This window comes from Enterobacter cloacae complex sp. P29RS (genome assembly GCF_014893445.1).
In the GTDB taxonomy this organism is placed as follows: domain Bacteria; phylum Pseudomonadota; class Gammaproteobacteria; order Enterobacterales; family Enterobacteriaceae; genus Enterobacter; species Enterobacter intestinihominis.
On record NZ_JADBPZ010000024.1, the window covers coordinates 1 to 19,617 of the forward strand.

The following is a 19,617-nucleotide window of genomic DNA, read 5'->3' on the forward strand; positions in this document are numbered from 1 at the left end:
AAAGGAAAACAGACATATACCCCTTCAAGCGCACGATTTATTTATGTGAGCAATGCAATGAAAAAAGAGAAAGGCGTAACGCGTTAAAAAAGGTTAAGCGTGTTATTCGTAAACCATATCGCTAAACATCACACACCAAAAAATTAATAGAGGTAATTATGTCTGTTGAATTAAAGGTTTTCGGCGGTGCTTATTTTCCAAAAGATAAAGCCTTGAAAAAACACCCGGACTTAAAGCCGCTTGCTACAGCAGTAAATTCGGCTACAAAAGCCATTGCTGAAGCTGTTATTTTCGGCAAGCTGGCGGCTGAACATCCTGAACATATAGATGATTATTTTAAGGTGAAAATTTGGGAGCACCACGAAGACCTTCCATGTCCTGAGCTTGATGTGTTTAGCGCTGATTTCTTTGGTGAGCACGTTGTCTGGAATACCAATCGAGGTGAACCAGCTGCTGCGCCACAACCAGAAATCGATAATAACGAAACCGTGCACGCGGCGGGTATGAAGATTGTACGCAACCTTGACCAGGACTCCCGCGCGGCATGCCTCGCCCTCTTCGGCGCAGTGGAGGAGATCACCGATTCGCAATTCGGTCAGGTAGTCGATTTAAATAACGACGACGATGGCAGCTTCCAACGAGAACTGGCCCAGGCTTTTGTGAAGGAACCTCGCGTGTTTGCCCTGAGCGGTGAGCGGCAGGAAGAACTACTGGCGTGGATTCGCAAAACTATGAAGGTCTCAACTCAGTGGCCTGATATCAAAAAAGGTATCACTAAATGGATCGACACTCCGGCAGCAAAGCGTGAGCCTGTTGCTACCGACATCAAACCGGACACAGAAGCCAGCCTGGGCGGTAATACCCCTACCGATCGCAGTCCTGATCTGGTGCATAATCTCGCAACTCTCCGCCTGGAAACCGCACTGGGCATTCTCTCGGCCGCGATGGATTTTGATATTTATGCCATTCCATCCGAAATTATCCGCCGCGCCAAAGAGATGGAAAGCGAGGGAAGAGATCCGCGCTTTTCTGCCTGGTGGAATAAATTACGCGGCACTCCGGGCATCCTGGACTTCTCCCGCGCCTCCATTATCGCGCTGATTAAAACCGCTCCGGAAGACCTTTACCTGAAGCCGGTCGATCTGCGTGCATATATTAACCGCAATCTGGTTGAATCGAATCATGCGAAACCGGATCAGAAAACAATCGATATCGCATGCGGCAATATCAAGCTGGAGACTGAAAATGATGAAACCAAACCGTCTGTACCGGGCGAAACTCTTCCACCAGCAGTTTGCCCTGGCAAAGCTGCGCAACTCGACAAAGAACTCAGCGAGGCATTCGCTCCGAACACGACTCCTGAAAAGCAAGCCGGCGGTCAGCCGCGTGTCGAGAACCTGGGTGGAGGAGTCTTCTCAGTCGATGCTCTAATAAATACCCCCTCCTCAAATGAAGTCGAAAAACAGGAAGTGCCTCCAGCTCAAGACGTTCGCGAAGCACCAGACGAACGCGAATTTTCGATTTTGCACGCACTAAATGATCTGATTTCTGGCCGCACCAATATCATGGGGAAAGAAGAGGCTGAGGGCGTGGTGGCATGCACAGGTCACCTCGTTTCCGATGTTATCCCGCTACTGATGGAAGATATCACCACCACTGAATATTGCCTGTCTCCTGTGTTTACCAACGAGGAGATCCACGATGTGGCAACAACCATGCTGGATAGCTGGTCCGACGATATTCGCGTTCGTCAGAAAATAGCTCTTGATGCGATCGTGGAATACCGCCGCCCCGAACCACCAAAATCGGTATTGCTCGATACACCAGCTGTAACAGCAAAACCTCAAAAGGCAGCTGATCCTGACCGTGAGGAACCAGATCTGTCGGCGGCATCCTCATACCTGCAACAGCTAACGATCTCCGCACTGCAGGGCTTATGTTCCAACCCGGCTTATTGCAATCAGTATGAGGAATTACCGGCTATGGCCGCCGGACTTGCCCGTAGCGTTATCAACCATCAGGAAGGCTCCTGTGCGTCTGATTAACCTTAGCAAGGGAGACAGTATCGGCGGTCCAGCATGCGCCGCCGCGCTCAAATGCCATTTTGAGAAATATGGCGCGCATGGTCGCAGCGACAAGCAGACTTTTTACACCATCAAGTTCCAACGGAGAAAAATTACGGTTGAGGTTGTTAACCGCCCCCGTAGTTACGTGGCCACGGCAATGACAGGTGCCAGGCATCTCCGGTGCCTCCCTGGCCTTGGTCGGTGATTTTTGACAATCAATATACTATCTGCCGCTGCGATATCGTGGCGGCGTCATGGAGTTAAGCATGGCGCAAATCATTTTTGATGAAGAGTGGATGGTGGCGGGAAAGCTAACTGAAAAAACGGGGCTGGATGACAGGCAAATAAAAGCTTATCGCCTCGGATGCTGGATTGAAGGGGTTCATTTTAAGCGAGTACCCGCGGTACCCGGCGGAGAAAGCAAACGCGCTTTGGTCTGGTACAACTTCCCGCTGATTAATAGATTTATTCAGGAAGCATGATGAAATTTCCAACCGGCGTTGAACTTCATAACGGAAAAATAAGGATCACGTTTACCTATCGCGGCATTCGCTGCCGCGAAGTTCTCCGTGGCTGGGTGGTTAACAGCAGCAACATCAAGAAGGCTGGAAACCTTCGCGCCGTCATCGTGAGTGAGATACAGTTCGGCCAGTTCGACTACGCGGCGCGCTTCCCTGAATCGAAGGCTCTTAAAAAATTCTCATCAACTAAGCGGATCACGACGTTTAAAGAGCTGAGCGATTTTTTCATTGATACAAAAGCGCTGGAGGTGTCAGGGGCAACACTGCACTCTCTCACATCTGCAGTTAATACCCTGAAGCGTGTTGTGGGAGAAAATACTCCCCTTGCTGATATTCAGCACGCCGACATCCTGAATTACCGTAAAGAGCTGCTGACCGGCAGCGTATTAAACCCATCAATGCCTAATCTGGTTAAAAAGGGACGCGCGCCCTCAACAGTCAATAAACAGATGGCGGTTTTATCAGAAATGCTGAAGCTTGCGAATCGAAGTCAGTTTATATTACACGCTCCTTATGAGGGCGTGTCCAGGCTCAAGCTATCTAAGGCAGACCCCGATCCGCTTCTACTTCATGAGTACCAGGCACTGATTGCCGCCCTTCCCCGAAAACTGGCTTTGATCATCATTGTAGCCGTCCATACGGGAATGAGGCCCGGCGAGATTTGTGCTCTGGCGTGGGAGGATATCGATCTGAGGAAAGGTGAGATTCACGTATCAAGAAGCCTGACGAACAAGCGGGTGTTTGTGCCGCCAAAAACAGATGCAGGCATCAGAACGATTACACTGCTTAAGCCTGCTCATGATGCGCTGCTCGAGCAGTTCGAAATCACCGGCAATAACCCAAGACAGCAGATCGTTTTCCATCACCGTGAAATTGGCAAAACCGAGCCGCAAAATCTGCGTTTTGTATTTACTCCTGAAAAGAAATCGTCAGTGAATGAGAGCTTTTTTTCCAAAAATTCGATTTCGTATGGATGGAAACGGGGAACTAAACTTTCTGGAATACGTGAGAGAAACCCTTATCAGTCCCGCCATACATACGCCTGCTGGACGCTTATGGCCGGTGCTAACCCTTCCTTTATCGCCAGCCAGATGGGCCATGAGGACGCGCGTATGGTGTATGAGGTTTACTCGAAGTGGATCGGCGATATGAACCAGGATCAGGTCAACATGCTGAACAATCAGATGCCGACAGCTATGCCCCCAGGACGCCCCCAAGGTATTGGGAACATTAAAAAAGTCATTTAATTTCATGACGCTGGTTTCAAACTACATAATCAGCGTTAAACTATTCATACCATTTATAAAGGGAGAAATGATGATGCGCGTACTGGTTGTTGAGGATAACGCATTGCTACGTCATCACCTGAAAGTTCAACTTCAGGAGATGGGTCATCAGGTGGACGATGCTGAAGACGCAAAAGAGGCCGATTATTATCTCAATGAACACCTGCCGGACATCGCCATTGTCGATTTAGGGCTGCCGGATGAAGACGGATTATCTCTTATCCGCCGCTGGCGTAGCCATGACGTTTCCCTGCCGGTACTGGTGCTGACTGCTCGCGAAGGCTGGCAGGACAAGGTTGAAGTGTTGAGCGCAGGCGCAGATGACTACGTGACCAAACCCTTCCATATTGAAGAAGTCGCCGCGCGTATGCAGGCGCTGCTGCGCCGCAACAGCGGGCTGGCGTCACAGGTGATCTCTCTGCCGCCGTTCCAGGTGGATCTCTCCCGCCGCGAATTTTCAATAAATGATGAAGTAATCAAGCTGACCGCATTCGAATACACCATCATGGAAACGCTGATCCGTAACAACGGTAAAGTGGTGAGCAAAGATTCCCTGATGCTTCAGCTTTATCCGGATGCCGAACTGCGCGAAAGCCACACCATTGACGTGCTGATGGGCCGCCTGCGCAAAAAAATTCAGGCACAGTACCCGCACGACGTGATTACCACCGTGCGTGGTCAGGGCTACCTGTTCGAATTACGCTAAATGAAAGGGATTTTGCGCCACATTTTACCCCTTTCACTGCGGGTTCGCTTTCTGCTGGCAACCGCCGCCGTCGTGCTCGTGCTGTCCCTCTCTTACGGAATGGTGGCGTTGGTCGGGTACAGCGTAAGCTTCGATAAAACCACCTTCCGCCTGCTTCGCGGCGAAAGTAATCTGTTCTATACCCTGGCGAAATGGGAGAACAACCAAATCACCGTCGAGATGCCGGAAAACCTGAACCAGCAGAGCCCAACGCTGGCACTCATTTACGATGAAAAAGGAAAATTGCTGTGGGCGCAGCGCGACGTCCCCTGGCTGAAAAAGCGCATCCGTCCGGAATGGCTTAAAACCAATGGTTTTCACGAAATAGAAGCCGACCTCAACTCTACCAGCATCCTGCTGCGTGACGATCGGGCGTTACAGAACAAGCTCAATGAGATCCGCGCTGAAGATGACGACACGGAGATGACCCACTCGGTGGCCATCAACCTGTATCCCGCCACTCTGAACATGCCGCAGCTGACCATTGTAGTGATCGATACGATACCGGTTGAGCTAAAACGTTCGTATATGGTCTGGAACTGGTTCGTGTACGTTCTGGCTGCCAACCTGCTGCTGGTGATCCCTCTCCTGTGGGTTGCTGCGTGGTGGAGCCTCCGCCCGATTGAATCCCTTGCCAAAGAGGTGCGCGAGCTGGAGGAACATCACCGCGAGAAGCTTAACCCTGAAACTACGCGCGAACTGACCAGCCTGGTGCGCAACCTCAACCGCCTGCTGAAAAGCGAACGTGAACGTTACGACAAGTATCGCACGACGCTCACCGATCTTACGCACAGCCTGAAAACCCCGCTGGCAGTGATGCAAAGTACACTGCGTTCAATGCGCAGTTCGAAAATGAGCGTGGATGACGCCGAGCCGGTAATGCTGGAGCAAATCAGCCGTATTTCACAGCAGATTGGTTATTACCTGCACCGCGCGAGCATGCGTTCCGGAAGCGCCTTATTGAGCCGTGAACTGCACCCGGTAGCCCCGCTGCTGGATAACCTCACCTCTGCGCTGAACAAGGTTTACCAGCGTAAAGGGGTAAACATCAGTCTGGATATCTCACCGGAAATAAGCTTTGTTGGCGAGAAGAATGACTTTATGGAAGTGATGGGAAATCTGCTCGATAACGCCTGCAAATATTGTCTGGAGTTTGTCGAGGTGTCCGCGCGCGTAACGGATAACGAACTGCATATTATCGTTGAGGATGATGGTCCTGGCATTCCCCATAATAAACGCGAAGTGGTATTCGATCGCGGTCAGCGCGCCGATACGCTGCGCCCGGGCCAGGGTGTCGGATTATCCGTCGCCCGGGAAATTGTCGATCAGTACGAGGGCAAGATTGAAACCGGCGAAAGTTTGCTGGGCGGTGCCCGTATGGAAGTCATTTTTGGCCGCCAACAGCCCGTATTGAACGATAGTTAACCCGAAATGTGAAAAATACGCGGATCTCGCAGCCAGGGGTCGGTGCTTCCGTTATAATCCGTCTCAGTAAGAGCCTGCGGAATACAAAAATATGGATTATCAATTAACGCTTAACTGGCCCGAATTTATTGAACGTTACTGGCAAAAACGCCCGGTCGTTCTTAAACGCGGGATCAGCAATTTTATCGACCCTATTTCTCCTGACGAACTCGCTGGTCTGGCGATGGAAAACGAGGTAGACAGCCGTCTGGTGAGCCATCAGGACGGGAAATGGCAGGTCAGCCACGGTCCCTTTGAAAGCTACGATCACCTGGGCGAAAGCAACTGGTCTTTACTGGTGCAGGCGGTCAACAACTGGCACGAACCCACCGCAGCCTTGATGCGTCCCTTCCGCGCCCTCCCAGACTGGCGAATGGACGATCTGATGATCTCCTTCTCTGTTCCCGGTGGCGGCGTGGGTCCGCATCTTGATCAGTACGACGTGTTTATCATTCAGGGTACAGGTCGCCGTCGCTGGCGAGTGGGCGAAAAAGTGCCAATGAAGCAGCACTGCCCGCACCCGGATCTGCTTCAGGTTGATCCGTTTGAAGGGATCATTGATGAAGAGCTGGAGCCAGGCGACATTCTGTATATCCCACCAGGCTTCCCGCATGAAGGTTATTCCCTTGAAAACTCGCTAAACTATTCGGTTGGTTTCCGCGCGCCAAGCGGCCGCGAGATGATCAGCGGATTCGCTGACTATGTTTTACAGCGCGAGCTGGGCAGCCATCGTTACAGCGATCCGGATGTTCCGGCGCGTGAGCACCCGGCCGATATTCTGCCAGAGGAGCTGGATAAGCTGCGCGGTATGATGCTGGATCTGATCAACGAACCGGAGCACTTCAGACAGTGGTTTGGCGAGTTTATCAGCCAGTCGCGTCACGAACTGGACGTCGCACCGCCAGAGCCGCCGTATCAGGCAGATGAAATTTATGATGCCCTCCAGCAGGGCGATAAGCTGGTTCGTCTGGGCGGATTACGTGTATTGCGCATTGGCGAAGAGGTATTCGTCAACGGCGAGCGCCTGGACTCTCCACACCGTCCGGCACTGGAAGCGATTGCCAGCCATATGGTGCTGTCTGCGGATACCTTTGGCGACGCGCTGGACGATCCCTCCTTCCTCGCCATGCTGGCCGCGCTGGTGAACAGCGGGTACTGGTTTTTTGAGGACTGAGTCATGATGTTTGCCGGGTGGCGGCTACGCCTTACCCGGCCTACAAAAGCCGTTCCCGTAGGCCCGGTAAGCGATGCGCCACCGGGCTTTTTTTACTTCCGCTCCCCCGCCGCAAAATCCTCAATCTCACCCGCCCAGTCTGTCGGATATAACCCCTCCCGCACGTCCCGATGAAACGTTGAATAGGGCCAGTCGACGACTTTCCCGACATAGCCATGCTTCAGCGGATTGATGTAACGTAATCCATATGCCGCCGGTAATCCTGTTCATTGCGAATGGTGTGTTCCCAGAAACGCGGTTGCCAGACGTGGCGCATCTCAATGTTGCGGCTAAACATTTTTTTGATGTCGCGCCAGCGCGCCGAAAAGTCACTGTCACCTTCCGGTAAGGTCCAGATACAGTGCATATGTTCAGGCAAGATAACCCAGGCGTTAATGGTGAAGGGCTTCTCATGCTTAACCGTGGCGGTAGCGGAACGCAGGCTGTCGATGTGGCGGGTAAGTAAATCGCTCTGACGGTTTTGCAGATTGACGGTGAAAAACCAGGTCCCACCGGGGATGTAGTGGCGGCGGTAGTTTGACATTGGCACTCCTTGCCCATTGCCCGGTGGCGCTTCGCTTACCGGGCCTACGATCGAAATGTAGGCCGGGTAAGGCGTAGCCGCCACCCGGCATGAAACATTACCGCTTCGCGGTTAACTCTGCTATCCGCACAATCACCTGCACCGCTTTTTCCATCCCTTCCAGCGTCACGAACTCATGCTTGCCGTGGTAGTTATATCCACCGGTAAACAGGTTCGGGCACGGCAGGCCCATAAATGACAGCTGCGAACCATCGGTTCCACCACGGATCGGTTTCATCACCGGCTCGATATCACAATCGCGCATCGCCTGCTGGGCGATATCAAGAATGTGCGGATGCTCCATCACCTTCTCGCGCATATTGTAATAGCTGTCTTCGATGATGAGCTCAATATAGCAATCCGGGTGCAGCCCCTTGCCGACCTTTTTCGCGATCTCCATCATCTTACGCTTGCGCGCTTCAAAGGCTTTGCGGTCAAAATCGCGGACGATATAGTGCATCTGCGCGCTGTCCACGTTCCCCTTGATGCTGGTCAGATGATAAAAACCCTTATACCCTTCCGTCATCTCCGGGCTCTCTTCGGCAGGAACTTCCGCATGAATACGCGCAGCCAGCGACAGCGCATTCACCATCACCCCTTTCGCAGAGCCCGGGTGCACGTTATTCCCGACGATTTTGATCGTCACCGATGCCGCGTTAAAGTTTTCATACTCAAGTTCACCCACGCCGCCACCGTCGACGGTGTAGGCCCACTGAGCGTTAAACGCCTCAACGTCAAAATGTTTCGCGCCTTTTCCTACCTCTTCATCCGGCGTGAAGGCCACGCGGATATCGCCATGTGGGATATTTTTGCCCTTCAGCACCGCCAGCGCCGTCATGATCTCGGCGATACCCGCTTTGTCATCGGCCCCCAGCAAGGTTTTGCCGTCGGTGGTGATTAACGTCTGCCCCAGCAGCTGATGCAGTACCGGGAACATCACCGGCGACAGCACTTCGTCGCCAATGCCCAGCGCAATATCTCCGCCGCGGTAGTTTTCAACAATCTGCGGATTAACGTGTTTACCGCTAAAATCAGGTGAGGTATCGACATGAGAAATAAAGCCAATCGCCGGGATATCTCCCTCAACGTTGGCCGGCAGCGTTCCCATCACGGTCCCCTTTTCACTGAGCGTGACATCAACCAGCCCCATGGCCTCCAGCTGCTCTTTCAGCAGATTTAGCAGCTTCCACTGGCCTTCGGTGCTTGGCACCTGTCGGACCCCCGGCTTAGATTGGGTATCCAGCGAAACGTAATGTAAGAAACGCTCAAGTAGTTTATCCATGCAGTCACCCTCACTTTTTGTGACAACATTATCATTAAGCAGCAAAACGCAAATATTGCGTCAGGTCACTTTTATCCCGCAAACGAGAACTTTTTACGTTTATATCGTTCTGCGTTAATAAATGTAGCTTATGAATAAGTGAGAAGGATTGGCGATTCAATGGGTTTGCCGTAGAATGTCCGCCCTCATTACGAGTCACCAAGGTGGTTACACACAAACCCCGCTTCAGTCTGCTGCCTGAGGCGTCTATATGGGACAGCGCGAAAATTGAATACACAACCCCGTTCCCTTTCACCGCTGGTGCAACTGGAACGAATTCGTAAAAGTTTCGATGGCAAAGATGTCATTTCCGATCTTAATCTGACCATCAATGACGGTGAGTTTCTCACGCTGCTTGGCCCCTCCGGCTGCGGCAAAACCACCGTCCTGCGCCTTATTGCCGGGCTGGAAAGCGTCGATAACGGCCATATCCATCTTGAGAACCAGGACATTACCCAGGTCCCTGCCGAAGATCGCCACGTCAATACCGTCTTTCAGAGCTATGCCCTGTTCCCGCACATGACCGTGTTTGAGAACGTGGCGTTTGGCCTGCGGATGCAAAAAACACCCGCCAGCGAGATCCCGCCGCGCGTTACCGAAGCCCTGCGCATGGTGCAGCTGGAGGCATTCGCCCAGCGCAAGCCGCATCAACTTTCTGGTGGTCAGCAGCAGCGTGTGGCTATTGCCCGCGCCGTGGTCAACAAACCACGCCTGCTCCTGCTGGATGAATCCCTCTCCGCGCTGGACTACAAGCTGCGCAAGCAGATGCAGAACGAGCTGAAAGCGCTTCAGCGTAAGCTCGGCATCACGTTCGTGTTTGTCACTCACGATCAGGAAGAAGCCCTGACTATGTCAGACCGTATCGTGGTGATGCGTGAGGGCAAGATTGAGCAGGACGGCACGCCGCGTGAAATTTACGAGGAGCCGAAAAACCTGTTCGTCGCCAGCTTCATTGGCGAAATCAATATTTTCAACGCCACGGTGATTGAGCGTCTGGACGAGCAGCGCGTGCTCGCCAACGTGGAAGGCCGCGAATGCAACATCACGGTGAACTTTGCCGTGGAAAAGGGACAAAGGCTCAACGTTCTGCTGCGCCCGGAAGATCTTCGCGTCGATGAGATCCACGACACGGCTGACGCCGAAGGTCTGATCGGTTACGTTCGCGAACGCAACTACAAAGGGATGACCCTCGAATCCGTTGTGGAACTGGAAAACGGCAAAATGGTGATGGTTAGTGAGTTCTTCAACGAGGACGATCCGGACTTCGACCACTCGCTGGATCAGAAGATGGTCATCAACTGGGTAGAAAGCTGGGAGGTTGTACTGGCTGATGAAGAACACAAGTAAGTTCCAGAATGTGGTGATTGCCACGATCGTCGGTTGGCTTGTGTTGTTTGTCTTTCTTCCCAACCTGATGATCATCGTAACCAGCTTCCTGACCCGCGACGACGCGAACTTCGTCGCGATGGTCTTTACGCTGGACAACTACGCACGCCTGCTCGATCCGCTCTACTTTGACGTGCTGCTGCACTCGCTCAATATGGCGCTGATTGCCACCGTTGCCTGTCTGGTGCTGGGGTATCCGTTCGCGTGGTTCCTGGCTCGCCTGCCGCAAAAAGTGCGTCCGCTGCTGCTGTTTTTACTGATTGTGCCATTCTGGACCAACTCGTTAATCCGCATCTACGGGCTGAAAATCTTCCTCAGCACCAAAGGTTATCTGAACGAGTTTCTGCTGTGGCTTGGGGTTATTGATACGCCGATCCGCATTATGTTCACCCCGAGCGCGGTGATCGTCGGCCTGGTCTATATCCTGCTGCCGTTTATGGTGATGCCGCTTTACTCAAGTATTGAAAAGCTTGATAAACCACTTCTGGAAGCCGCGAGAGACCTGGGGGCCAGCAAGCTGCAAACCTTTATCCGCATCATTATCCCGCTGACCATGCCGGGCATTATTGCCGGATGTCTGCTGGTCATGCTGCCTGCGATGGGCCTATTCTACGTGTCGGACCTGATGGGCGGGGCGAAAAACCTGCTGATCGGCAACGTGATCAAGAGCCAGTTCCTGAACATCCGCGACTGGCCGTTCGGCTCGGCCACCAGCATTACGCTGACGGTGGTAATGGGGCTGATGCTGCTGGTTTACTGGCGTGCCTCACGCCTGCTGAACAAGAAGGTGGAGCTGGAATGATCGGTCGACTGCTTCGCGGCGGTTTTATGACCGCCATTTATGCCTATCTCTATATTCCGATAATCATTTTGATCGTGAACTCGTTTAACAGTTCACGCTTCGGGATCAACTGGCAAGGGTTTACCACCAAATGGTATGGCCTGCTGATGAACAATGACAGCCTGCTACAGGCCGCTCAGCACTCGCTGACGATGGCGGTATTCTCTGCCACCTTCGCGACGCTGATTGGCTCGTTGACCGCCGTGGCGCTGTACCGCTACCGTTTTCGCGGTAAGCCGTTCGTCAGCGGTATGCTGTTTGTGGTGATGATGTCCCCGGACATCGTGATGGCCATTTCACTGCTGGTGCTGTTTATGCTGCTGGGCGTCCAGCTCGGTTTCTGGTCGCTGCTGTTTTCGCATATCACCTTCTGCCTGCCGTTTGTGGTGGTAACCGTCTACGCGCGACTGAAAGGGTTCGACGTACGCATGCTGGAAGCGGCGAAAGATCTGGGTGCCAGCGAGATGACCATTCTGCGCAAAATCATCCTGCCGCTGGCGATGCCTGCCGTGGCAGCCGGATGGCTGCTCAGCTTTACCCTGTCGATGGACGACGTGGTCGTGTCCTCCTTCGTCACCGGGCCGAGCTACGAAATTCTGCCGTTGAAGATCTACTCAATGGTGAAAGTCGGTGTTTCACCCGAAGTGAACGCGCTGGCGACTATTCTGTTGGTGTTATCGCTGGTTCTGGTGATTGCCAGCCAGGTTATTGCTCGTGATAAAACAAAATCTCAGGGGACACAGAAATGAAAAAAATGCTTGCCGCTGCGGCACTGGTGCTCGGAATGGGTGCCGCGCATGCTGATGACAGCAAAACGCTCTATTTCTACAACTGGACCGAGTATGTGCCGCCGGGCCTGCTGGAGCAGTTCACCAAAGAGACGGGCATCAAGGTGATCTATTCGACCTACGAGTCGAATGAAACCATGTACGCCAAGCTCAAAACCTATAAAGATGGCGCGTATGACCTGGTGGTGCCGTCGACCTATTTCGTCGACAAGATGCGCAAAGAAGGCATGATCCAGAAGGTCGATAAAACGAAGCTAACCAATTTTTCAAACCTCGATCCTGAGATGCTAAACAAGCCATTCGACCCGAACAACGATTATTCCATTCCGTACATCTGGGGCGCGACGGCAATTGGCGTCAACAGCGATGCCATTGATCCAAAAACGGTTTCATCCTGGGCTGACCTGTGGAAGCCGGAATACAAAAGCAGCCTGCTGTTAACCGATGATGCGCGCGAAGTGTTCCAGATTGCGCTGCGTAAACTCGGCTACTCCGGCAACACCACCGATCCGAAAGAGATCGAAGCGGCGTATAACGAACTGAAAAAGCTGATGCCAAACGTGGCAGCGTTCAACTCGGATAACCCGGCTAACCCGTATATGGAAGGTGAAGTGAATCTGGGGATGGTCTGGAACGGCTCTGCGTTTGTGGCGCGTCAGGCCGGTACGCCGCTGGAGGTGGTCTGGCCGAAAGAGGGCGGCATCTTCTGGATGGACAGCCTCGCGATCCCGGCTAATGCGAAAAACGTCGATGGCGCCCTGAAGCTGATTAACTTCCTGCTGCGCCCGGATGTGGCAAAACAGGTGGCGGAAACTATTGGTTACCCGACACCAAACCTGGCCGCGCGGAAGCTGTTAAGTCCTGAAGTGGCGAATGATAAATCGCTTTATCCGGACGCTGAAACCATCAGCAAAGGGGAATGGCAGAACGACGTCGGTGACGCGAGCCGCCTGTATGAAGAGTATTATCAGAAGCTAAAAGCAGGCCGTTAATGCACAACGGGCGACGCAAGGTCGCCCGTTACCCTTACAGCCCCTTCAGGAGTTTATCCACAAAGGCTGGTACCACCTCGCTGGCCAGACCGTAATGCTTCTCTTCAAACTCACTCCCGACCTGGCTTGGCTCCAGATTAAGCTCCACCGTATGGGCACCTTGCAGTCGCGCTTCGTGAACAAACCCCGCCGCAGGATAGACATGTCCTGAGGTACCAATGGCGATAAAGACGTCCGCCATGGCCAGGGCGCTGTAGATCTCATCCATTCCCAGCGGCATTTCGCCAAACCAGACCACATGGGGACGCAGACGCGAAGGGAACTGACAGCAGTGGCAGCGGTCTTCGTCCAGCACGTCCTCTTTCCACTCCAGCACCTGCCCACTCCATGCGCACCGCACCTTGAGCAGTTCGCCGTGCATGTGAATGATGTTGTGGTTTCCGGCTCTTTCATGAAGATTGTCGATGTTTTGCGTCACCAGCAGAAAACGATCCCCCAGCGCCTCCTCAAGCTTTGCCAGCGCCAGGTGCGCCGCGTTTGGCGCAATCTCCGGCTGCTGAAGCTGGCGACGACGGGCGTTGTAAAACGCCTGAACCAGCGCCGGATCGCGGGCGAAACCTTCCGGCGTCGCCACATCTTCTACTCGGTGTTCTTCCCACAGCCCGTCCGCCGCGCGGAAGGTCTGAATACCGGATTCGGCGGAGATCCCCGCCCCGGTCAACACCACCACTCTGGGTTTATCCATCGCTTCTGGCATCATCCTGTCTCTGAAAAAGATCCGCTGACGCAGGCGTTCACGTAAGCGGCGTTTATTTTTGCGAAAACGGCTGAGTCGACCCTGGCGACGCGACAGCATAGTAACCTCGTAAACTAATCGGTGAGATGAAGGAATGCGGCTCCGCGCATGCCTCCTGCGTCCCCGTGTCGCGCACGCTCAATGCGCGGCACGCGGGCGACCGGCAATAAATGTCGGGGCAAACGCCCGGACAGCTGTTCCGTAATCGCAGTGAAATTTGACAGCCCTCCCCCGATCACCAGCAGATCCGGGTCGACGATGGTCAGGATATTCCCCAGACACACCGCCAGCAAATCAAGATAGCGCTCAACGTGCTCACGCGCCTGCGCGTCTCCCTGCTCCCACAGCGTAATGATTTGAGGGGCCTCAAGTTTCTGATGATAGAAGTGTTCATAAAGCCATGCAAACCCGCGCCCTGAAAGGTAACTCTCAATGCAGCCGTGCTGACCACAGCCGCAGCGGGTAAGCGGGAAATCACGACCAACGACGTCCAGCGCATCCACCGGCAGACGGATATGACCAAATTCTCCGGTAATGTAGCTGCGCCCGGTAATGGGCTTACCGTTAATGACAATCCCGCCACCGACGCCCGTTCCGAGGATCAGCCCCATCACCAACGGATAGCGACGAAACTCGTCGTCCCAGGCCTCTGAGAGAGCAAAACAGTTGGCATCGTTGTCTAAGCGCACGTCGCGCTCAAGGAGAGCAGAAAGATCGGCACGCAGGGGTTTGCCGCTGGCAGCAGGAACGTTGGCGGCATACAGCGTGCCGTCGTCGGTTTCGGGCATACCCGGTATACCAATGCCGACGCTGCCTTTGACGCCAAAGCGTTCATCCGCCTGCGCCACCAGCGCGGCAATGGCGGTTAAAAATTCATCGTAGCTATCGCGCGGCGTAGGCACGCGGGTTTCCCATTGTAGCTTAAGGTCTTTATCGAACACGCCGAGCGCAATCTTGGTGCCGCCAATATCAAATCCGTAATACATAATGCATTCCTCTGTTTGATTCAGCGGCCAAAAGACCGCTAAACCATGACGAAATTACTGGCCACTTAATACCCTCGCCGGATCAATTCGGCTTGCGCGACGCGCCGGATACCAGCTTGCCAGCAGACTCAGTAAAAGTGCTGTAACCAGCACATAAATGACGTCCAGCCAGTGCAGTTCAGACGGCAGGAAGTCAATAAAATAGATATCGCCTGACAGGAATTGATGGCCGATAAGCGCCTCAATCCCATTGATAATCGGCGTCAGCTGAAGAGACACCACCACGCCGATGACCACGCCGCAGAGGCTACCAAACAGCCCCGCCAGCAAACCGTACCAGACGAAGATGGCGCGAATAAGACCGTCTTTCGCCCCTAAGGTACGCAGCACGGCAATGTCGCCGCTCTTGTCCTTAACGGCCATGACCAGCGTCGAGACGATATTAAAGCACGCCACGCCAATCACCAGCACCATCGCCAGATACATAATCGCGCGGATCATCTGGATATCACGGTACATATACCCGTAAGTGCCGATCCAGCTTTTGATGTAGACATAGTTATTGGTCACGCTGCCAGCGTCACGCACGAGTGTATTGGCGTTGAAAACGTCGTTAACTTTAATGGCAATGCCCGTCACGCTGTCGCTCATATCCAGATACTGGCGCGCATCCTCCAGCGGCACCATCGCGAAGCTGTGATCGAGCTGGCCGCTCAGCTGCAAAATACCGGTGACGTGCAGACGCACGCGCTTAGGCTGCTGCAATTTGTGATCAGCGCTGGCGTTCGGGATCATGATCGAGACCCAGTCGCCCTGCTTCACCTTCAGTGCATCGGCAACGCCTTTGCCCATGATGACCTGCTGTTCGCCAGCCTTAAAGTTTGCCCATGCGCCATTTTGCACATAGCGAGGCAGCGCGCTCAGACGCTCCTCCTGACGTGGATTCACCCCTTTCACCTGAATGGCGCGGAGGTTTACCCCGCTCTCTACCAGCCCGGTAAAGTTGATGTAAGGTGCAGCCGCCGCAATGCCGGGTACCTTTTCCACTTTGTTCAGGGCATCACGCCAGCTGGACCACGGCTGGTTAACCGGCTCGATTTCACCGTGGGGTACAACGGCCAGAATGCGGTTATTCAGTTCGCGCTCAAAGCCATTCATGGCGCTTAAGCCCACGATTAGAACCGCCACGCCCAGGGCGATACCGATGGTGGAGATCACGGAGATAAGGGAAACCATCCCGCTCCGGCGACGACCGCGGCTAAAGCGTAACCCAATGAGTAACGATAACGGTGAAGCCATTACTCCGCTCCCATCAGCGTCAGTTCTGCATTCAGACGACCGTCGCGCATTTCCAGCTGACGGCCCATCCGCTTAGCCAGCTGCAAATCGTGCGTGACCACCAGAAACGCGGTTCCCTGCGCGGCGTTCAGTTCGCCGAGAAGCTGGAAAATGCTGTCTGCGTTACGCGCATCGAGGTTGCCTGTCGGTTCATCCGCCAGCACCAGGCGCGGGTTGTTGACCAGCGCACGGGCGATGGCCACACGCTGACGCTCGCCGCCGGAAAGCTCAGACGGACGATGATTCCCGCGATGACCCAGCCCTACCGCGTTTAGCATGTCGCTGGCGCGGGCATTAATTTCCGCGGGTTTCTTTTTACCAATCAGCAGCGGCATTGCGACGTTTTCCAGCGCCGTAAAGTCCGGAAGCAGATGGTGGAACTGATAGATAAAACCCAGCTCACGGTTACGCAGCTCGGCTTTCGCCGTAGACGACATTTTACTCAGCGGCTGACCGGAGAAGATCACATCGCCTTCGGTTGGCGTGTCCAGCCCGCCCAGCAGGTGCAGCAGCGTACTTTTGCCGGAGCCGGAGCTGCCGACAATCGCCATCATCTCGCCTTCGCCCACGCTAAAACTCACATTGTGCAACACGTCGGTCTGCACAGTGCCTTCCTGATAGCGTTTGGACAGGTTGTCGCACTGCAACAGGATCTTATTCATAACGTAAAGCCTCAGCGGGTTGAGTGGCGGCAGCCCGCCAGGAAGGATAAAGCGTAGAGAGCAGCGCAATAGCCATCGCGGCCAGCGCAATACCGACCACCTGGAGCGGCTCGATAGCCACCGGCAGCGCCGCACCATCAAGCAGCGCGCCGATAATCGGCATGAGATTGTTGAGCTGGCTGGCGAGCAGCGCACCCAGCGCCGCGCCGAGCAGCGCGCCGATGATGCCAGCGCTGGCGCCCTGAACCATAAATACCGCCATGATCTGGCGCGGCGTCAGCCCCTGGGTTTGCAGAATGGCGACTTCGCCTTGCTTCTCCATCACCATCAGCCCGAGCGAGGTGATGATATTAAACGCGGCAACGGCCACGATCAGGCTCAGCAGCAGCCCCATCATGTTTTTCTCCATGCGCACGGCCTGGAACAGTTCGCCTTTGCGGTCGCGCCAGTCCTGCCATTTCGTTCCTTCCGGTAGCGTCTGCTGGCTAAGGGTATCCACCTTCAGCGGCGCATCAAGCCACAGACGCCAGCCGGTGATATTTCCCGCCGGGTAGCGCATCAGACGCGAGGCGTCCTGAATGTTAACCAGCATCTGGTAACCATCGACTTCGCTGTTCGCCGCAAACGTGCCAATCACGTTGAACAGGCGCTGGCTTGGCAGACGCCCCATCGGCGTAAACTGACTGGCTGAGGGCACCATCACGCGCAGTTGATCGCCACGGTTGACCCCGAGCTGCCCGGCAAGCTGCTCGCCGAGGATGACGTTGTATTTACCCGCTTCCAGGTCGGTTTGTTTCACATTGACCAGGAACGGCGTCAGCGGATCTTTTTGCGCCGGATCGATACCCAGCATCACCCCGACCGCCACGCTGCGGGCGCTTTGCAGCACCACATCGCCCGTCGTGAGGGGCGCAACGCGCGTGACACCCTGTAACTTCACCGCGCTTTCCGGCAGCTGTTGCGGGTTAACGGAGCCCTGAGTGGAAGAGAGAACGGCCTGCGGCATCAGCCCCAGGATATTGTTTTGCAGCTCGCGCTCGAAGCCGTTCATGACGGAAAGCACCGTCACCAGAGCCATCACGCCAAGCGTAATGCCAATAGTCGAAAGCCAGGAGACAAAGCGACCGAAGCGGTCCGCGGCGCGCCCACGCATGTAACGTAAGCCTATGAAGAGTGCGACAGGTTGATACATGAAATCCGTCTGTTTGCTGATAGCAGACCCACGAGTATATAAGCGAATCCGCTAAGCGTAAATGACTGAAACCGTAAGATTCGGTAATCATTTTTCCGAAAAATTCAGATAAATCATCATGCTACTGATTGAACTTCCGCCATACAGCCTCCACCTTTTCCGAAAATCGTCCTGATACAGACTGTTACCCGTTACATCGGGGTTTCATTTTACAACAATCGACCTTTCGTTTATGGCAACAAGGTCGTCACGCACAATGAAACAAAAAGCATTATGGATTAACCAGATAAAAGGGCTGTGCATCTGCCTGGTGGTGATTTACCACTCGGTGATCACCTTTTATCCTCACCTGGACGGGCTACAGCATCCGTTATCGGGCCTGCTCGCCAAATGCTGGGTCTACTTTAATCTTTACCTCGCCCCGTTCCGTATGCCGGTGTTTTTCTTCATCTCCGGCTATTTGATTCGTCGATATATTGACGAGGTGAACTGGCGCACCAGTCTCGACAAGCGGATCTGGAGCATTGTCTGGGTGCTGGCCCTGTGGGGCGTCCTGCAATGGCAGGCGCTGACCCATCTGAATGCCTGGCTCGCCCCCGAGCGTGAACTGGCGACAGCATCCAATGCGGCCTACGCCGATTCCGTTTCAGGGTTTGTACTGGGAATGCTCACGGCCAGCACCAGCCTGTGGTACTTGTACGCCTTAGTGGTCTACTTCACGCTCTGTAAACTGCTGAGCCGCTGGAAACTGCCGATGCTGGGGCTTCTGGCGCTGGCAAGCATCGCCATTAACTTCCTGCCTTTACCGTGGTGGGGAATGAACAGCGTGGTGCGCAACATGATCTACTACAGCCTCGGCGCATGGTACGGCGCGCAGTTGATGACGTGGATGAAAGGGATGAATTTACGCCGCAGCTGGCTGGTACTTATCGCCTCTGGCGCGGTGTCGGTAGTGCTGTGGTTCGCTAATGTTCCTCTGCCGCTCTCACTGCTGTCGATCGTGGTCATCATGAAGCTCTTTTACAGCTTCGAGCAGCGTTATGCCGTTCATCCCAATAATCTGCTGAACGTCATCGGTTCAAACACCATCGCGATTTATACCACCCACCGCATTTTAATTGAGGCGTTTAGCCTGCTCCTGATTCGCGAAATGAATGCGGCGTACTGGCCGATCTGGGCGGAGTTAACGCTGATTCTGGTCTATCCGTTCGTCAGCCTGCTCGTCTGCACGCTGGTTGGACTGGGCGCACGTAAGCTCTCGACCGCCCTCTTTGGCGACCTTTTCTTCTCCCCTCCCGCACGGCTTTCGCCACAGCTCGCCAGCCGCTAACCTACCCTGCCCCCATCCGGGGGCACTTTTCCTCTTGTGCAGTTACGATTTGCTTATGCATAACGATCGAGGATAATAAAGACATTGCGTATCAGTGATATGCCCCA

18 protein-coding genes and 1 pseudogene are annotated in these 19,617 nt (G+C 54.2%); 12 read left to right on the forward strand and 7 right to left on the reverse strand.

Going from position 1 to position 19,617, the window contains the following annotated elements; all coding sequences use genetic code 11:
* Positions 1–158 precede the first annotated feature (158 nt).
* The 7 genes from IM282_RS17320 (at position 159) to IM282_RS17350 (ending at position 7,256) form a co-directional block, all read left to right on the forward strand.
* The gene (locus IM282_RS17320) at positions 159–2,045 is read left to right on the forward strand and encodes a hypothetical protein (protein ID WP_063147618.1); all 1,887 of its coding nucleotides are present in this window, start codon (positions 159–161) and stop codon (positions 2,043–2,045) included.
* On the forward strand, positions 1,966–2,271 hold the full coding sequence (locus tag IM282_RS17325) for a DUF4060 family protein (protein WP_226839906.1): 306 nt from the start codon (positions 1,966–1,968) through the stop codon (positions 2,269–2,271). Before IM282_RS17320 ends, IM282_RS17325 begins: the two co-directional genes overlap by 80 nt.
* A gap of 61 nt (positions 2,272–2,332) precedes the next feature.
* Entirely contained in the window at positions 2,333–2,548 is a 216-nt protein-coding gene (gene xisR, locus IM282_RS17330) for an excisionase family protein (RefSeq protein ID WP_010429804.1), read from the forward strand.
* Entirely contained in the window at positions 2,548–3,834 is a 1,287-nt protein-coding gene (locus tag IM282_RS17335) for a site-specific integrase (RefSeq protein WP_063147620.1), read from the forward strand. Before xisR ends, IM282_RS17335 begins: the two co-directional genes overlap by 1 nt.
* Positions 3,835–3,907: 73 nt before the next feature.
* Positions 3,908–4,579, forward strand: coding sequence for a two-component system response regulator PhoP (phoP, locus tag IM282_RS17340; RefSeq protein ID WP_026094318.1), 672 nt, complete (start codon positions 3,908–3,910; stop codon positions 4,577–4,579).
* Positions 4,580–6,043, forward strand: a complete 1,464-nt coding sequence (gene phoQ, locus IM282_RS17345; protein WP_022647768.1) for a two-component system sensor histidine kinase PhoQ — start codon at positions 4,580–4,582, stop codon at positions 6,041–6,043. It begins immediately after the preceding gene.
* Positions 6,044–6,134: 91 nt separating this feature from the next.
* The gene (locus tag IM282_RS17350) at positions 6,135–7,256 is read left to right on the forward strand and encodes a cupin domain-containing protein (protein ID WP_022647767.1); all 1,122 of its coding nucleotides are present in this window, start codon (positions 6,135–6,137) and stop codon (positions 7,254–7,256) included.
* Between the two features lie 92 nt (positions 7,257–7,348).
* On the opposite strand, the pseudogene IM282_RS17355 reads toward IM282_RS17350, so the two are convergent.
* A pseudogene (locus tag IM282_RS17355) lies at positions 7,349–7,839 on the reverse strand (transposase).
* Positions 7,840–7,936: 97 nt separating this feature from the next.
* Positions 7,937–9,160: a peptidase T gene (gene pepT, locus IM282_RS17360; protein ID WP_192970665.1), complete on the reverse strand. Its 1,224-nt coding sequence runs from the start codon at positions 9,158–9,160 to the stop codon at positions 7,937–7,939.
* A 237-nt stretch (positions 9,161–9,397) separates the two neighbouring features.
* On the opposite strand from pepT, the gene potA reads away from it, so the two are divergent.
* From potA to potD, 4 genes are read left to right on the forward strand one after another with little or no spacing between them, the layout of a single operon-like run.
* Positions 9,398–10,546 (forward strand): spermidine/putrescine ABC transporter ATP-binding protein PotA, encoded by a 1,149-nt coding sequence (gene potA / locus IM282_RS17365; protein WP_164715803.1) that lies wholly within the window; start codon positions 9,398–9,400, stop codon positions 10,544–10,546.
* Positions 10,530–11,387, forward strand: coding sequence for a spermidine/putrescine ABC transporter permease PotB (gene potB / locus IM282_RS17370; protein ID WP_022647763.1), 858 nt, complete (start codon positions 10,530–10,532; stop codon positions 11,385–11,387). Before potA ends, potB begins: the two co-directional genes overlap by 17 nt.
* Positions 11,384–12,175 carry a spermidine/putrescine ABC transporter permease PotC gene (gene potC, locus IM282_RS17375; protein WP_015570805.1) on the forward strand — a complete coding sequence of 264 codons (792 nt, stop codon included), beginning with the start codon at positions 11,384–11,386 and terminating at the stop codon, positions 12,173–12,175. The genes potB and potC overlap by 4 nt, the downstream gene beginning before the upstream one ends.
* Positions 12,172–13,206, forward strand: a complete 1,035-nt coding sequence (gene potD / locus IM282_RS17380) for a spermidine/putrescine ABC transporter substrate-binding protein PotD (RefSeq protein ID WP_105322648.1) — start codon at positions 12,172–12,174, stop codon at positions 13,204–13,206. Before potC ends, potD begins: the two co-directional genes overlap by 4 nt.
* A gap of 34 nt (positions 13,207–13,240) precedes the next feature.
* Here the strand turns inward: potD and cobB are convergent, their stop codons facing one another.
* Genes cobB through lolC form a run of 5 tightly spaced genes read right to left on the reverse strand, consistent with a single transcriptional unit; the run spans position 13,241 to position 18,180 of the window.
* Complete coding sequence (gene cobB / locus IM282_RS17385) at positions 13,241–14,062, reverse strand: Sir2 family NAD+-dependent deacetylase (RefSeq protein WP_022647760.1); 822 nt, start codon at positions 14,060–14,062, stop codon at positions 13,241–13,243.
* A gap of 14 nt (positions 14,063–14,076) precedes the next feature.
* On the reverse strand, positions 14,077–14,988 hold the full coding sequence (nagK, locus tag IM282_RS17390; protein WP_023299807.1) for an N-acetylglucosamine kinase: 912 nt from the start codon (positions 14,986–14,988) through the stop codon (positions 14,077–14,079).
* Between the two features lie 54 nt (positions 14,989–15,042).
* Positions 15,043–16,287 (reverse strand): lipoprotein-releasing ABC transporter permease subunit LolE, encoded by a 1,245-nt coding sequence (gene lolE, locus IM282_RS17395; protein ID WP_023299806.1) that lies wholly within the window; start codon positions 16,285–16,287, stop codon positions 15,043–15,045.
* On the reverse strand, positions 16,287–16,988 hold the full coding sequence (gene lolD, locus IM282_RS17400; RefSeq protein ID WP_022647757.1) for a lipoprotein-releasing ABC transporter ATP-binding protein LolD: 702 nt from the start codon (positions 16,986–16,988) through the stop codon (positions 16,287–16,289). Before lolD ends, lolE begins: the two co-directional genes overlap by 1 nt.
* On the reverse strand, positions 16,981–18,180 hold the full coding sequence (gene lolC / locus IM282_RS17405) for a lipoprotein-releasing ABC transporter permease subunit LolC (RefSeq protein ID WP_017384712.1): 1,200 nt from the start codon (positions 18,178–18,180) through the stop codon (positions 16,981–16,983). The genes lolD and lolC overlap by 8 nt, the downstream gene beginning before the upstream one ends.
* 256 nt (positions 18,181–18,436) lie before the next feature.
* Here lolC and IM282_RS17410 point away from each other — a divergent pair, with 256 nt between their 5' ends.
* On the forward strand, positions 18,437–19,510 hold the full coding sequence (locus IM282_RS17410) for an acyltransferase family protein (protein WP_180242954.1): 1,074 nt from the start codon (positions 18,437–18,439) through the stop codon (positions 19,508–19,510).
* Positions 19,511–19,617 lie beyond the last annotated feature (107 nt).